This is a genomic window from Actinomadura fibrosa, assembly GCF_900659615.1.
Classification (GTDB): domain Bacteria; phylum Actinomycetota; class Actinomycetes; order Streptosporangiales; family Streptosporangiaceae; genus Spirillospora; species Spirillospora fibrosa.
The window spans coordinates 13,571-28,192 of sequence record NZ_CAACUY010000124.1 but is presented as its reverse complement, the minus strand read 5'-3'; the positions used below and the strand labels follow the sequence as shown (position 1 = coordinate 28,192).

General features: G+C 70.0%; 14 protein-coding genes. 10 read left to right on the top strand and 4 right to left on the bottom strand.

The features are described from left to right. Positions 1–282: 282 nt before the first annotated feature. Complete coding sequence (locus E1300_RS30980; protein ID WP_242619496.1) at positions 283–819, bottom strand: MarR family winged helix-turn-helix transcriptional regulator; 537 nt, start codon at positions 817–819, stop codon at positions 283–285. 282 nt (positions 820–1,101) lie between these two features. Between E1300_RS30980 and E1300_RS30975 the strand changes: the two genes are divergently transcribed. From E1300_RS30975 to E1300_RS30930, 10 genes are all read left to right on the top strand, one after another. Next, positions 1,102–1,905: an MlaE family ABC transporter permease gene (locus tag E1300_RS30975; protein WP_131760644.1), complete on the top strand. Its 804-nt coding sequence runs from the start codon at positions 1,102–1,104 to the stop codon at positions 1,903–1,905. Beyond that, entirely contained in the window at positions 1,905–2,759 is an 855-nt protein-coding gene (locus E1300_RS30970) for an ABC transporter permease (RefSeq protein ID WP_131760643.1), read from the top strand. The genes E1300_RS30975 and E1300_RS30970 overlap by 1 nt, the downstream gene beginning before the upstream one ends. Continuing rightward, positions 2,756–3,832 (top strand): MlaD family protein, encoded by a 1,077-nt coding sequence (locus tag E1300_RS30965; protein WP_131760642.1) that lies wholly within the window; start codon positions 2,756–2,758, stop codon positions 3,830–3,832. The genes E1300_RS30970 and E1300_RS30965 overlap by 4 nt, the downstream gene beginning before the upstream one ends. Further along, the gene (locus E1300_RS30960; protein ID WP_131760641.1) at positions 3,829–4,914 is read left to right on the top strand and encodes an MCE family protein; all 1,086 of its coding nucleotides are present in this window, start codon (positions 3,829–3,831) and stop codon (positions 4,912–4,914) included. Before E1300_RS30965 ends, E1300_RS30960 begins: the two co-directional genes overlap by 4 nt. Beyond that, entirely contained in the window at positions 4,914–5,939 is a 1,026-nt protein-coding gene (locus E1300_RS30955; RefSeq protein ID WP_131760640.1) for an MCE family protein, read from the top strand. Before E1300_RS30960 ends, E1300_RS30955 begins: the two co-directional genes overlap by 1 nt. Continuing rightward, positions 5,939–6,967 (top strand): MCE family protein, encoded by a 1,029-nt coding sequence (locus E1300_RS30950; protein WP_131760639.1) that lies wholly within the window; start codon positions 5,939–5,941, stop codon positions 6,965–6,967. The genes E1300_RS30955 and E1300_RS30950 overlap by 1 nt, the downstream gene beginning before the upstream one ends. Continuing rightward, on the top strand, positions 6,967–8,055 hold the full coding sequence (locus E1300_RS30945) for an MCE family protein (protein WP_131760638.1): 1,089 nt from the start codon (positions 6,967–6,969) through the stop codon (positions 8,053–8,055). The genes E1300_RS30950 and E1300_RS30945 overlap by 1 nt, the downstream gene beginning before the upstream one ends. Then, positions 8,052–9,353, top strand: a complete 1,302-nt coding sequence (locus E1300_RS30940) for an MCE family protein (protein ID WP_131760637.1) — start codon at positions 8,052–8,054, stop codon at positions 9,351–9,353. Before E1300_RS30945 ends, E1300_RS30940 begins: the two co-directional genes overlap by 4 nt. Before the next feature lie 24 nt (positions 9,354–9,377). Beyond that, positions 9,378–10,400: a hypothetical protein gene (locus tag E1300_RS30935; RefSeq protein ID WP_131760636.1), complete on the top strand. Its 1,023-nt coding sequence runs from the start codon at positions 9,378–9,380 to the stop codon at positions 10,398–10,400. A gap of 136 nt (positions 10,401–10,536) precedes the next feature. Beyond that, positions 10,537–11,052 carry a MarR family winged helix-turn-helix transcriptional regulator gene (locus tag E1300_RS30930; RefSeq protein WP_242619495.1) on the top strand — a complete coding sequence of 172 codons (516 nt, stop codon included), beginning with the start codon at positions 10,537–10,539 and terminating at the stop codon, positions 11,050–11,052. A gap of 163 nt (positions 11,053–11,215) precedes the next feature. Here E1300_RS30930 and E1300_RS30925 read toward each other — a convergent pair whose 3' ends face one another. The 3 genes from E1300_RS30925 to rpsD all read right to left on the bottom strand — a co-directional run bounded on the left by E1300_RS30925 (position 11,216) and on the right by rpsD (position 14,582). Continuing rightward, on the bottom strand, positions 11,216–12,577 hold the full coding sequence (locus E1300_RS30925; RefSeq protein ID WP_165503065.1) for an FG-GAP repeat domain-containing protein: 1,362 nt from the start codon (positions 12,575–12,577) through the stop codon (positions 11,216–11,218). A gap of 362 nt (positions 12,578–12,939) precedes the next feature. Beyond that, on the bottom strand, positions 12,940–13,827 hold the full coding sequence (locus E1300_RS30920) for a TauD/TfdA dioxygenase family protein (protein ID WP_131760633.1): 888 nt from the start codon (positions 13,825–13,827) through the stop codon (positions 12,940–12,942). A 149-nt stretch (positions 13,828–13,976) separates the two neighbouring features. Continuing rightward, on the bottom strand, positions 13,977–14,582 hold the full coding sequence (rpsD, locus tag E1300_RS30915) for a 30S ribosomal protein S4 (protein WP_131760632.1): 606 nt from the start codon (positions 14,580–14,582) through the stop codon (positions 13,977–13,979). Between the last annotated feature and the right edge of the window lie 40 nt (positions 14,583–14,622).

Sequence of the window (14,622 nt, the reverse complement as noted above, 5' to 3'; positions counted from 1 at the left end):
CGAGGCCGCTGCCCGCGAGGATCGCCGCGAGGTCCTCGCGGCGGCCGACGCACGTGTTCCAGGAGATGCCGATCGCGCCGCCGGGGCGCAGCAGCCGCGACGTGGGACGCCTGCGGGTGCCGTGACTCTGTGGCATAGAGGAAGACTGCCTTATCGCCCGGGATCTGTGTCGTCCGAGAGTACATACGCGAGCGAGGTCACTCACGGTTCAGGACGTGACAGCCGACGGATCACCGGGGGATCACTGGCGGAATCGCCGCTGGGATCGCCGGGCGCGAGGCGCTACAGCTCGACGTCGCCGACGGCGAGGCGGGCGGGCTGGAGCGCCTCGAAGACCTCGCGGTGCATGCCGCCGAGCGCGCCGAGGGCGCCGGTCGGCGACTCCAGCGCGGCGTTGGCGGCGCCGGCCCGCTCGCGTCCCTCCGCGGTGATCCCGACGAGGGTCGCGCGGCGGTCGCGGGGGTGGCGGGTGCGGGTGACGAGCCCGCCCGACTCCAGCTGGTCGACGGTCAGCTTCACGGTCGTCGGATGCATCATGAGGAGCCGGCCGAGGGTGCTCAGCCGCGCCTGCCCGCTGCTGGTCAGCGCCAGCGTGGTCAGCAGGAAGTAGCCGGTCCGGCCGAGGCCGAACCGCTTGAGCTCGGCGTCCAGCCCCTTCGTCAGCATCTGCTGGAGGCGGCCGACCGAGCAGAGCGCCATGAACGGCCACGGGCCGCCGGGCAGGCCCTGCCCCTCCCACCGATCCCTGATGCCGGTGACCAGCGGGTCCACGCCGTCCCCCGGTTCCGCTTCCGCGCCTCGTCGCGCCTCGGTTCGCACGCCGTGATCGTAGCTTCGGACAAATCGTTATGTAAGTACTCGCTTCTTAGACCTTCTTCCAATAGAGTGCTCCAGATCACAGGCGGTGCCGGAATGTCCGCGAGGACGGACGGCGCCGCAGGTGGTCCCGGCTCCCGACCGAGCCGCGGAGGCGCGGAACGACCCCTGTAGGCGCGCCGCCGCGGACGGCGGAACCGGAGTATCGGATGGGCGCCGACGTCCGAGCACGAAGGAGGCTGGAATGACCCTTCACCCCACCCCCTCGGGGGAGGGCTCCGGCTGATGGCCCTGAGCCTGACAAAGGCCCCGGACCTGGCACGCAGACGCGTCGAGCGCTCGCTCGACGAGACCGGGCTGCTGTGCGTGACCCTGCTGGAGGGGCTGCGCCGCACCTGGGACCTGCGCCAGTGGTGGGGCGAGTTCGTCGAGCAGTGCTGGTTCCTCGCCCGCGTGACGAGCGTGCCGGTGATGCTCATCGCGGTGCCGCTCGGCGCCACCATCTCGCTCCAGGTCGGCGACATCGCCCGGCAGCTCGGCGCCCAGTCGGGGACCGGCGCGCTGCTGGTCGCCGCGATGATCCAGCAGGTGGCGCCGCTCGCCGCCGCGCTGCTGGTGTCGGGCGTGGGCGGCTCGGCGATCACGTCCGACATGGGGGCCCGCAACATCCGCGACGAACTCGCGGCCATGGAGGTCATGGGCATCAACCCGATCCACCGCCTCGTCACCCCGAGGCTGTGGGCGGCGAGCACCGTCTCGATGCTGCTCTGCTCGGTGGTGATCCTGGCGGGCGTCCTCGGCGGCTACTACTTCAACGTCATCCAGCAGGGCGTCAGCCCCGGCGCGTTCTTCGACGGCGCCACCACCCTGCTGCAGTTCTCGGACCTGATGATCACCTTGTTCAAGGCGTGGATCTTCGGCTTCATCGCCGCGGCCGTCGCCTGCTACATGGGCATGAACTGCGACTACGGGCCGGTCGGCGTCGGCCGCGCGGTGAACCGTGCCGTGGTGGTCACCTCGATCGTCGTGTTCGCGACCAACTACGTGATCACGATGATCTACCAGGTCCTCTTCCCCCCGAGGTTCTGATGGTCGCCATTTCCCCCGTCCGCAGGCTGGGCCGGGCCGTCCGGGTCCGGACCGCCGGCCTCGCCGCCTCGGCCAACCTGCCGATCTTCCTCGGCCGGGTCCTCTACCACCTGCTGTTCGACATCGTCATCCGGCGCAAGTACGGCAGGACGCTCGCCAAGCAGGTCAGCGACATCACCGTCGGCGTCGGCGCGCTGGTGATCGGCGGCGGCATGATCTTCGTGATCGCGACGATGTCGCTGGCGACGGGCGCGATGGTCGGCCTCCAGGGCTACCCCGGGCTGGAGCGCATCGGCGCCGAGGCGTTCACCGGGCTGGTCGCGAGCTACTCCAACGTCCGCGAGGTCACCCCGATCATCGCGGGGGTGGCGCTGGTCGCGCAGGTCGGCACCGGCTTCACCGCCGAGATCGGCGCGATGCGGATCTCCGAGGAGATCGACGCGCTGGAGGTCATGGGCATCAACTCGCTGGCCTACCTCGTGTGCACGCGGGTCGCCGCGGGCGTCATCGCGCTGGTGCCGCTCTACCTCGTGTCGCTGTTCATGGCGTTCTTCGCGACCCGGTTCATCACGATCCAGTACTTCGGGCTGTCGCCCGGGATCTACGACTACTACTTCCACCTCTACCTGCCGCCGATCGACGTGTTCTACAGCGTCATCAAGGTCGCGGTGTTCGCGTTCATCGTCATGTTCATCCACTGCTACCGCGGCTACTACGCGGCGGGCGGCCCCGTCGGGGTGGGCGTCGCCGCGGGCCGGGCGATCCGGGAGTCGACGATCCTGATGATCCTGATGAACCTGGTCCTGTCGTACATCTTCTGGGGCCACGGCAGCACCGTGAGGCTGACCGGATGAGCGAGGAGTCCCTCTCCCAGCGCTCCCGGACGGTCTTCGGGCTGGTCGGCGCCGGCGTCATCGCGACCGCCGCGATCCTCGTGGCCGTCGGGACGACGCCGTCCCACGCGGGCTCCACCTACTACGACGCGAGCTTCGGGCGGGCCGGCCAGGGCCTCGACCCCGGCAAGTCGGACGTGAAGATCCGCGGCATCGCGGTCGGCACCGTCGACCGGCTCAAGCTGGACCGCAGCGGCCGCGTCACGGTCCGGCTCCGGGTCGACAAGGGCGTGCGGATCCCCGACACGACCGTCGCGACCGTCGAGCCGGTGTCGGTGTTCGGGCCGAAGGACCTCTCCCTCGACCTCGGCGCGCACGAGCTGAGCGGCCCGTACCTGCCGGACGGCGGGCGCGTCGCGCAGACCAGGGACCCGCAGGAGCTGTCCGACACGGCGTGGCCCACCTACCGGCTGACCAAGGCCATCAACCCGGACGAGGTCGCCGCGATCCTGCACACGTTCGGCGCGGGGCTGTCCGGCCAGGGGCCGGCGCTGCGCCGGACGATCGGCAACGGCGCCACCGTCGTGGACGCCACCTGGCGCGACCGGCAGGCGATCTCGGCGCTGCTCGGCGACATCAACGGGCTGTCGGGCACGCTCGCCGACCGCGGCGGCACGATCACGGGCTTCGCCGGCGACTTCAACCGGCTGTCCGCCGTCGTCAGCGAGAAGCCCGACAAGGTCGCGCAGCTGCTGGACAGGTCCGCCGAGCTCGGCGACCGCGTCGGGACGACCCTCCAGGGGCACGGCACCAACCTCGCGAAGATCATCGACGGGGCGGGCGACGCCGCGGCGGTGGTCCGCGGCCAGCTCCGCAACGTCCCCGTGCTGATCGACAGCCTGAACGGGTTCTTCGGGCTGCTCGCGCAGATCATCCGCGTCCCGGGCCCCGAGGGGACGCTGATCGCGCAGGCGAAGGACACCCTGTCGCTGGACCTGTGCCAGACGTTCGTCGACGCCTGCCCGGCGTCCCCGTCCAGCACGGTGTTCCAGATGAAGACGGACCCGTCGCAGCCGTCCGGGACGCGCCGATGAGCCCGCGGTCGCGCGGCAAGGCCGCGCGGGGTCCCGAGTACTCCACGATCGTGAAGTTCGCGGTGTTCATCGCGCTGACGGGCCTGCTGACGTTCTACATCGGGCAGCAGATCCTCGGCACGAGCTTCAAGGCCCGCTACAAGCTGACCGCGACGTTCGACGACGTCACCGGCCTGCTGGAGGGCGACGCCGTGAAGGTCGCGGGCACCCCCGTCGGGCAGGTCAGGAGCATCAAGGTCGTGCGCGGCAAGGCCGTGGTGGTGATGGCGGTCGACCGGGGCGTGCGGGTGCCGTCCGACTCGACCGCCGCGATCCGCTGGCGCAACGTGATGGGGCAGCGGGTCGTCTACCTGGAGCCCGGGACGAGCGCGGGCCGGCTCGGCAACGGCGACCGGGTCCCGCACACCCGCTCGGTCGTGGACCTCGGCGAGATCGTCAACAGCCTCGGCCCGCTCACCCGCAACCTCGACCCGGCCCAGCTCAACAAGATCCTCTTCGCGTTCGCGCAGGCGCTGGACGGCAACGAGCAGAACATCTCGCTGCTGACGAGCGACCTCGACGCGCTGCTCCAGACGTTCGCGGCGCGCAAGAAGACCATCGAGGGCATGATCGACAACTACACGACGGTGACCGACGCGGTCGCGACCCGCGACCGGCAGATCGCCGCGAGCGTCGACAACCTGGAGTCGCTGACGCGGGTGTTCGCCGACAACCGCAAACTGCTGGAGAACGCGGTCGTGCAGATCTCCGGGGTCACCGCGAACCTCAACCAGGTCCTCGGCGGCAACGACGCGCAGCTCGCCCGGATCATCGACAACCTCGGCAGGGTCGCCGGGACGTTCCGGCTGAACGTCGACCAGCTCGAACGCATGGTGCAGGGCCTGCCGCTGACGCTGCGGCAGCTGTTCGCCGCCGCCAACGGCGGGCACTACCTGCGGACGAACGCGCTGTGCCTCAACATCGTCCAGGGGCCGTGCCCGTTCGAGATGCAGCTCCCGAAGGCGCCCGGCACGGACCAGCCCAGCAAGAACGACCTCGCCAAGCTGAAGGCGATGCTCCAGGGACAGGGGGCCGGGAACTGATGGCCCTGAAGTCGCTGAAGGACGCCAACCACAGGATCGTCGCGATCGTGACGCTCAGCGCGCTCACCGCCGCGTGCGTGTTCGCGTTCGCCATCGGCCAGCTCCACCTGTTCGACCGCGGCTACACGATGAGCGGCGAGTTCGCCGACACCGCCGGGCTGAAGAAGGGCCAGGACGTCCGGGTCGCCGGCGTCAAGGCCGGCCGGATCACCGCGGTGAAACCCGACTTCGCGCACGGCCGGATCATCGTGTCCTGGCACGTCAACGCCGGGATCGACCTCGGCCCCGACACCCGGGCCGAGATCCAGACGACGACCCTGCTCGGCGGGCGCTACCTGCGGCTGTCCGGCCCGGTGGCCCGCCCCTACATGGCGAGCGTGCCGGAGTCGCGGCGGCGGATCCCGCTGGCGCGCACCAGCGTCCCGTTCACCGTCCCGGACGCGCTGGAGGGCGCGCAGAACATCGTCGGCAAGCTCGACCAGAGGAGCGTCGACAAGCTGCTCACCGAGGTCAACAAGATCCAGTCGCCGGGGTCGGCGAAGCTGCGCCGCATCCTGCAGAATCTCCAGTCCGTGTCACGGGTGCTGAACGACTCCTATCCCGAGATCCAGCGGCTCATCGACAACAGCAAGACGATCACCGGGACGCTCGCGTCCAAGGACGAGAAGCTCCGCCAGATCATCGACGCGAGCCAGGTGCTGCTCCAGACGCTCGTCCGGCGCCGCGACGAGCTGGCCGCCACGATCGGGCAGGGCAGCCGCACCGTCCGGACGCTGTCGAACGTCATCTCGCAGAACCAGCGGGAGCTGGACTCCCTTCTCGACAACCTGCACCTGCTGACCACGAGGCTGGCGCCGAACATGGACGCGCTGAACACCGACTTCTCGCTGCTCGGCCCGACGTTCCAGCAGGTCGCCAACCTCAAGGGCAACGGCCCCTGGGTGGAGGGCCTGCTCACCGGCCTCGGACCGCTCCAGCCGCCGGGCCCGATCTCCACCCGGCGCCCGGCACAGGGAGGCAACTGATGAGCCGGGTGAAGGCGGTCGCGGGCGCGCTCGGCCTGGTCCTGGCGGCCTCGCTCGGCGGCTGCTCGCTCGCCCCGTCCGCGTCGGGCGAGCGGACGATGGTCGTCTACGTGCCGAAGGCCCGCTCCTTCTACAAGGAGTCGAAGGTCAAGGTGATGGGCGCGGACGTCGGCCTCGTCGACAAGGTCGAGAACCAGGGCGACAAGATCAAGGTGACGTTCCACGTCCGCCGCGACGTCCCGCTGCCCCGGGGCGTGCAGGCGTCGATCATCCCGCTGAACCTCGTGGGGGAGCGCAACCTCGTGCTGCATCCGGCGTGGCAGCCGGGGCAGCCGAAGGAGACCTCGAACACGATCCCGATCGAGCGCACCCACGTCCCCGTGGAGGTGGACGACGCGCTCAGCTCGTTCACCAACCTCGCGAACGCCCTCGACCCGACCAAGATGCAGAAGGCCCTCGGCACCGCCGCCGACACGCTCGACGGCAACGGCAGGGAGTTCAACGCGACGCTGGAGCAGAGCGCCCGGCTGGTCGAGAACGTCGCCGGGCAGGACAAGGAGCTCATCCAGGTCGCGCGGAACCTCAGCCAGCTGGCCGGGGTCGTGCGGGGCCGCGAGCAGATCCTCGGTTCGATGATCCGCGACTTCGGCCAGGCGACCCGCGTGCTCAGCGCCGAGCGCGGCGAGCTCCAGCAGCTCATCCGCGGCGTCCTGGAACTGTCGGAGAACGGCGCGAAACTGCTCAAGAAGTACAAGGGGCAGCTCCCGTACGACCTGGCCGTGCTCACCCAGGCGGCGCTCGTGCTGAAGGGCAACTCCAAGCAGGTCGCGCAGCTCGTCAACGTGCTGCCCGGCATCGGCGACGCGCTCATCGGCGGCTACAACCCCGAGAACAAGTCGCTCCAGATCCGGTTCGCGACCGACGCGTTCCTGCGGACCTGGATCAAGGGGCTGATGAACACCGACGAGGTCGACTGCCCGCTGCCGAAGCCCAACTCCAACTGCCCGTGGCAGAACGGAGGCAAGTGATGGACACCGGGACGGGCCGCCCCCGGCGCGTGCTCGCGCTCCTCGCCGCCGCGGTCCTCGCGCTCACCGGCTGCTCCTACAAGACGGCCGGCGCGGAGAAGGGCCATCTCAAGCTGGTCGCCACGTTCGACGACGCGCAGGGCCTCGTCGCCGGGCACAGCGTGAAGATGTCCGACATCACGATCGGCAGCGTCACGAAGGTCGAGCTCGCCGGATACCGGGCGAAGGTGACGCTGAGCGTCAAGGACGGCATCCGGATCCCGCGGGGCACCCGCGCCGAGATCAAGGTGACCTCGCTGCTCGGCGAGAACTACGTCGACCTCCAGATGCCGCCCGGCACCAGCATGGACCGCGGCCCGTTCCTCGCGTCCGGCGCGACGATCACCGACACCAGCGTCCAGCCCGCGTTCGAGCAGGTCGTCGGGCAGGCCGGACCGCTGATCAAGGCGCTCGCCGGCGACGACGTCGCCACCGTCGTCAACGCCGGCGCGACCGCCCTGGACGGCAACGGCGCCAAGCTGAACTCGACGATCGCGAAGGCCGGCGACCTGCTCTCGCTGTTCGCCGACCAGCGCCGCGAGCTCGGCGAGTCGGTCGACCAGTTCGCCCGCCTCGGCCGCTCGCTCGCCGCCGGCGACGACGCGCTCAACGAGGCGCCCGTCCAGCTCGAACGCACCACCAAGCTGCTCAACGACGACAAGTACAAGATCATCAAGACGGTGGACCGGCTGACCCGGCTGGCCACCGAGCTGAACGACAAGGTGCTGGAAGGCCGCATCGTCCGGTTCCGGAACCTGCTGCGGGACATCGACCCCGTCCTCCAGCAGCTCGGCGACAACCGCAAGCGGCTCACCGACCTCGTCAACGGCCTGGTCACCTTCGAGCAGAAGCTGCCGCGGGCCAGCTACGACGGCCAGCTCCTGCTCTACCCGCTCCTGCGCATCACGTGGCCGGACGGATCGCCCGTCATCCCGGGACTCGACGGCCAGCCGACCAAGGCGGCCGGCGGGACCTCGAAGACCAAGCCCCCCAAGGACCTTCAGGGCGCCCTGCCGGACCTTGAGAAGCTCCTGGAGCCGCGCCGATGACCCGACGGCTGACGATCAACCTGGCGGTCTTCGCCGCGCTCGCGGTGATCATGGTGGTGTGGGCGTTCAACAACGTCGTCCACTTCGACTTCATCGACCGGCCGTACCACATCACCGTCGAGTTCGAGTCCTCGCCCGGCCTGCACCCGAACTTCGAGGTCGACTACCTCGGCGTCCGCGTCGGCAAGATCGACTCGGTGAAGCTGGAGAAGGACAAGGTCGTCGTCAGGCTCGACATGGAGCGCGACGTCAAGATCCCCGAGGGCGTCACCGCGGCCGCCGCCCGCAAGTCCGCGGTCGGCGAGCCGGTCGTCGAGCTCACGCCCGGCCCCCGCGGCGCCGCCGCGCCGCCGATGAAGGCGGGCGCCCGCATCCCGGTGTCGCAGACCAAGGTCCCGCCGAAGTACGGCGACCTGTTCGGCGCCGTCATCAAGACGCTCGACGCCATCAACCCCGACGACGCCAAGGTCCTCACCCACGAGCTCGCCGAGGGCTGGTCGGGCCGCGAGGGCTCGCTCCGGCAGATCATCAACGGCAGCGACCAGCTCACCGCCACGTTCGCCGACAACACCGAGCTGCTCGACGGCCTCACCAAGGACCTCGGCCGCATCACGAGCGTCCTCAACGCCAACCGCGGCGACCTCGGCGCCGGCATCGACAACCTCGCCGCCCTCACCGCCGCGCTCAGCCAGGTCCGCGGCGAGATCGCCGAACTGCGCGACAACGGCCCCGGCCTCCTGGCCACCGTCAACGACCTGCTCGCGAAGACCGGCCCCGACTTCGAGTGCACCGTCGACGCGCTCGGCAACTGGGGCCTGAAGAAGCACAACCCCGACCTCCTGGCCGACCTGCGGAAGACGCTCGCCAACGCGCCGCAGCTCAGGACCGTCCTGGACAACGTCATCGGCGAGGACCAGGGCAAGCCCGTCCTCAACGTGGTGTTCATGGTCACCCTGAAGAAGCTGGCGACCGTAGAGTACAAGTACCCCCTCGCCCAGCCGGGCGTGAACAAGATCCCGACGTGCACGGGCGGACGCTCCCCGGTGACCGCCGCGCAAAAGCCCTACAGGGCGAAGAACCCGGGCGAGACGATCCCCACCCACGATCCCTCGCTCGACCAGCAGACCGTGAAGGCCAGGAACGCCGCGAACAGCGGCAAGGACACCTCGGGCGGCCCCCCGATGTGGCTGATCTACATTCCCCCCGTGTTGGCACTGATGGTGCTGATCAGGGTCATGATGGGCTCGGTGCCCGTGGTGTCCCGCCTGCCCCGGCTCCGCCGCCGGCGCAAGGACTGACCCCAATTCCGAGGAGTACCCGAAGTGACAGCCAAGACCACCAGGGGAGCCGCGGACGCCGCGGAGGAGCGGCCCGCGGCCGACGAGGTCGCCGAGGTCGAGGCGGTCGAGACCGGCGACGGGGAGGACACGGCCCCCGAGGACGCCGCGCAGGCGCCGGCCAAGCCGGCCGCCCGGCGCAAGCGGCGGGTGCGGGTCATCGAGGTCATCGACGACGAGGACCTCGACGAGGTCCTCGAAGCCCTGGACGCCGAGGACGCCGCCGAGGCCGAGGAGGAGCCGGAGCCGCCCGCCCGTCCGGCGGCCAAGGCGCCCCCCGCCAAGCCGAAGCCGACACTGAAAACACGGCCCGCCACGAAACCCACGCCCAAGGCCCGCCCGGCCCGCATCGAGGAGCCCGAGGACGAGACCCCGGACGAGGAGAGCCCGGCGGAGACGGCTCCGGCCCGTCCGACGCTGTTCGGCCTCGGCCTGACCCAGGCGGTCGTGGTCGTCGTCCTCGTCGCGCTGCTGGCGAGCCTCGCGATCTGGCAGTGGCGGCGGGCGAGCGGCATGGCGTCCGAGAAGGACGACCGGGCGGCCGTCTCGAAGGTCGCGTCCGCCTACGGCGACGTCGCGTTCAACTACAACGCGTCCAACTACCAGACCCAGACGGACAAGGCCCAGAAGCTGCTGGGCGGCGACCTGCTGGAGAGCTTCAAGTCCAGCACGGTGCCGACCCTCACCAACACGTTCAAGACCAGCCCCGAAGTGGCGGTCACGTCGAAGACCGGGCAGGTCTTCGTCGGCAGCGTGGACGGCAGGTTCGCGACCGCCGTCATCATGGTCGACATCCAGTACAAGAACAAGGACGGCGCGGTCTCGGCCCCGGCGACCCTGCTCCGGCTGGCCCTGGCCAAGATCGACGGCACCTGGAAGGTCACGAAGCAGTACCCGTCCGGCGTGAACGACCAGAACCAGAACCAGCAGTCCAGCGGCCTGCCGACGACGTCCCCGAGCGGCAGCACGTCCCCGACCCCGAAGTCGAGCGGCTCACCGAAGAACTGACGCCCCGCGCCCCGCACGGCGGAAGCCGCGCGGGGCGCCGCGCGTTGCACCGGTGACGGGCGCGTCTGCGGGGTTGTTCGCGCAGTTCCACTGCCTGGGGTCGATGTAGTACGACGAAGGCGGGATCATGTCAACGGTGACGGATCGGAACGAGGAACGCGCTGGCGGACATGCGAGGCCCGGCCCGGCCGAAGTTCCGGACGAGGTGATCCACGAGTTCGGCGCGCTCCTGGGCGCTGCCGAGGCCCTGGAACGCATCGCGGGACGCGAGCTGGAGCGCCGCTGCGGCATCCGCCACGCGGTCTTCGAGGTGCTCCTGCGCCTGTCGCCCGCGGGCGCCGGCTGCCCCCGCTCCATGGGCGGCCTCGCCGACGAGCTGATCCTCACCAGCGGCGGCATGACCCGCCTCATCGACCGCATGGAGGAGGCCGGCCTGGTCCGCCGCCGCGCCGCCCCCGGCGACCGCCGCCGCCAGATGGTCGAACTGACCGACGCGGGCTCCGCCAAGCTGGACGAAGCGATGCGCGTCCACGCCGAAACCCTGCACCGCCACTTCACAGGCCCTCTAACGGAAACCCAACGCACCGTCCTAGTAGAGGCCCTAAGAACCCTCCGCCAAACAGCCCGCGAAGAACTAGGCGCCCTCCGCTAGCCAGGAAAGACGATCCGGTCGTTCGTCGAACTATGGGGGACATGCCGCCTCCCCCGAGGACCTCGCCTCCGAGACCTTGAGGACCGCCCGCACACCGCGTCCCCGCACAACCCGCCATCCGTGACCGTCGGAGAGTGCGCTTCCGAGTCGCGGACGGAAATGGTCAGTACAAGTCCACTTTGTGAAGGTGGGGCATGCCCTGACGATTGTCTCCGATGAGGGGAACGGTGCGCAGCCCGTCAGTGGTGATCCCGCCGGCGGTGCCGCGGAGAACGCAGACCGCGGCCGCGCCCGCCCTGCCGACCATGTCGAAGGCCAGTTCGGCCCGGCCGTCTCCGTCCATGTCCGTCAAGGCGACACTGGGCTCGCGGAGGTCGACGGGTCCCTTCTCGTCATCCCCCGGCAATCCGGGGCACGTGGCGGAGAAGCGTTGCCTGCGCCGTTCGCCCAAGGTCCGGCCGCCACCGTACATGACGACCGTCTCATCGAGATCAGCGATCGCGAGATCCGTTCTGCCATCACCGTCGGCATCGCCCACGGCGATCGCTTCGGGGAAGTGGCCGATGGGGTGGACGGCGGTCGTCAGGGGCCTGAGCTTGTCATCGGCAGTCATCTGGAGGAAATCCATCTGACCGCTATGCTCGCGGCGGACCAGTTCGGCACGGCCGTCTCCGTCGAAGTCGGCGGCGAGGTCCAGGTCGAAGAATCCGAGATGGCTGTCGAGGGATGGCCTGGAGACCAGCCCGCCGGGTGAACCCTTGTAGACGTAGAGATGGGAACCGATGCCATGCTCCACGTCGAAGAGGGCGAGGTCCGGATAGCCGTCGCCGGTGAAGTCGCTGACGGCGGACTTCACGATGTCATGGTGATCGAGCGTGGTCACGGCGACCAGGCGATCTCCCGTGGCCGGATTGCGGTAGACGCGGACGCGCTCGCGGTAGGCCACCGCGAGCTCGGGTGAGCCGTCGCAGTCGAGATCGCTCACCGCCATGGTGTACGGCTGCCCGCCGTTGGGGAAGCGCCGGGCTCCGCTGGTCGTCAGGCCCTTGCGGCCGCCGTAGAGCAGGGTGATCCGCCCGGTGAGCCCGACATCGTCTCCGGGCCTCTCCGAGGACACTTCGTGGGTGGCGGCCACCAGCAGATCGGAATAGCCGTCGCCGTTGAGGTCGGCCGACGCCGCACGCGATCCGAAGTCGTCCTCTGACTCCGGCTCGCCGGGGACTCCGGGGGTGGACTGGGAGATGACCTGCCGGCGTCCGGAGCCGCCATAGACGATCGTCAGGAAGCCGCCCTTGGGAGCGGGCCGTCCGTCGAGCATCTCACGCTCGCCGTCGATCTCTCTGACCCGACCGTTCTCCCTGGTAGTGGTGACATCCCAGGTGTAGGCGGCGACCAGATCGCGCTTGCCGTCGCCGTTGAAGTCGTTCGGCCGGGTCGGCGGGCAGCGAACGAGGGCGGCCTGTCGGGGGTTACCGGGCACGCCCGGGTCGTCGGTGCTCTGCGCGCACACGACCGTCAGCGCCACTCCGCCGACCAGAGCGATGGCGACCGCCGCGGCGATGACCCTGCGCCGGGCCGAGCGCGGCGCTCTACGCCACCTGGGCCACTGGAGGCCGGTCATCGCGGCGGCGGGCTGGCGGAACGGAACCCGTGATCCCGGACGGCATGTGGCCTACGGCGCGAACGCATCAAGATCACCATAAACGACGGCGCGGCACTCCCGCGCGCCGTTCTGCGCGATCGCCCGCTTCGGCGGCCACGCGACCGACACGGCCCCGCCCTCAGGCGTGGTGTGCGGCCGGGGGTCGTGCGGTCGGTGATCTTTCCCTGGGCTCACCGGCCGCACGACGTGGACGGCTCTGGCTTCGTCGTCGCTTGAACCGGGCGCTACAGGTATCTCGCGGCGGCGGGTTCGGCGGGGGCGTCGGCGCCGGTGACGCCGTTCGGGCCCTTCGGGACGCCGTCGTCGATGTCCTCGGGGCAGTTGATCGTGACGCGGTGCATCTTGCGGCGCTGGGTGTAGTCGGCGACCGCGTAGTGCTGGGTGGGGCGGTTGTCCCAGAAGGCGAGGGTGCCGACGCGCCACTTGAGGCGGACCTGGAACTGCGGGTCGCGGACGGCGTCGAACAGCAGCGGCAGGATCGCCTCGTTCTCGCGGCGGGACAGGCCGATGAGGCGCGTCACCGAGGAGCGGTTGACGTAGAGGGCCTTGCGGCCGGTCTCCGGGTGGACGCGGACGACCGGGTGGACGACGGGCGGGTTCTTCTCCTGCATGGCGCGCAGGTCCATGCGGTGGCCCTTGTCGATGGCCTTGGTGACCGACATGGTCAGGTCGTGCTCGGCGTACAGGTCGTCCACCAGGCGCTGGAGCCAGGGGGCGAGCGACTCGTAGACCAGGTACATGTTGGCCCAGTTGGTGTCGCCGCCGACCTCGGGGAGGATGACCGCGCGCAGCAGCGACCCCATGGGCGGGGTCTTCATGAAGGTGTTGTCGCTGTGCCAGGAGTCGCCGCCCTCGCCCTTCGGGTCGGTCTGGTCGAGGACGTGGACGGCGCTGCCGGAGGTGTTCATCGGCGGCAGGTTGGCGGTGCCGAACTGCTTGGCGAACGCGACGTGCTCCTCGTCGCTGATGTGCTGGTCGCGGAAGAAGAGCACCATGTGCGTGAGCAGGCCGTCGCGGATCTGCTGGGTCTGCTCGGGGTCCAGGGGCTTGCTCAGGTCGACGCCGGTGACCTCGGCGCCGATGTTCCTGGTCACGGGATGGAATTCGATCATGTCCTGGGGCCTCCATCGGAAGTGCAGCCAAGCAATCGCTAGGTTGACTCTAACCGATGGAGGCGGACGGCTGTCCATACCCCCGGCGGGAGCTGTGCACCCTCTGGGGGTGGACCCCCAGGCCCCCAGGGCTCCGCCCGAACCCGTTATCAGCGGGAGTAGTGCTCGACGACGAGCTGCTCGTCGCAGATGACCGGGATCTCGCCGCGCTCGGGCAGGCGGGTGAACTGGGCGGCCAGCGCGTCGTGCCGGACGTCGAGGTACGGCGGGACGGTCTCGGTGTGCCCGCCCGCCGCGGCGACCTGGAACGGGACCATGGAGCGGCTGCGCTCGGCGATCGTGATGACGTCGCCCGGGCGGAGCCGGTAGGACGGGCGGTCCACCCGGCGGCCGTTCACGAGGACATGGCGGTGCACGACGAACTGGCGGGCCTGGTAGATCGTCCGGGCGAAACCGGCGCGCAGGACCAGTGCGTCGAGGCGGCGTTCGAGATCGACGATCAGCGCCTCGCCGGTCTTGCCCTCGACCTTCGCGGCCTTGGCGAAGGCGTTGCGGAGCTGCGCCTCGCGGATGTTGTACTGCGCGCGGAGCCGCTGCTTCTCGCGGAGCCGCACCTTGTAGTCGGACTCCTGCTTGCGGGCCCGGCCGTGGACGCCGGGCGGGTACGGGCGCGCCTCGAAGTACTTCACGCTCTTCGGGGTCAGCGGGATCCCGAGCGCCCGCGACAGCCGGACTTTGGGACGGGGGTTGTTCATTGCGCTCCTCCAGTGGTTAGGTATGCCTTAGTTAGGTAAG

Bases quoted from the DNA above. Each gene is read 5' to 3' on its own strand.
- E1300_RS30975 (WP_131760644.1), top strand. From the start codon at position 1,102: ATGGCCCTGAGCCTGACAAAGGCCCCGGACCTGGCACGCAGACGCGTC.
- E1300_RS30970 (WP_131760643.1), top strand. From the start codon at position 1,905: ATGGTCGCCATTTCCCCCGTCCGCAGGCTGGGCCGGGCCGTCCGGGTC.
- E1300_RS30965 (WP_131760642.1), top strand. From the start codon at position 2,756: ATGAGCGAGGAGTCCCTCTCCCAGCGCTCCCGGACGGTCTTCGGGCTG.
- E1300_RS30960 (WP_131760641.1), top strand. From the start codon at position 3,829: ATGAGCCCGCGGTCGCGCGGCAAGGCCGCGCGGGGTCCCGAGTACTCC.
- E1300_RS30955 (WP_131760640.1), top strand. From the start codon at position 4,914: ATGGCCCTGAAGTCGCTGAAGGACGCCAACCACAGGATCGTCGCGATC.
- E1300_RS30950 (WP_131760639.1), top strand. From the start codon at position 5,939: ATGAGCCGGGTGAAGGCGGTCGCGGGCGCGCTCGGCCTGGTCCTGGCG.
- E1300_RS30945 (WP_131760638.1), top strand. From the start codon at position 6,967: ATGGACACCGGGACGGGCCGCCCCCGGCGCGTGCTCGCGCTCCTCGCC.
- E1300_RS30940 (WP_131760637.1), top strand. From the start codon at position 8,052: ATGACCCGACGGCTGACGATCAACCTGGCGGTCTTCGCCGCGCTCGCG.
- E1300_RS30920 (WP_131760633.1), bottom strand. From the start codon at position 13,827: ATGATCGAATTCCATCCCGTGACCAGGAACATCGGCGCCGAGGTCACC.
- rpsD (WP_131760632.1), bottom strand. From the start codon at position 14,582: ATGAACAACCCCCGTCCCAAAGTCCGGCTGTCGCGGGCGCTCGGGATC.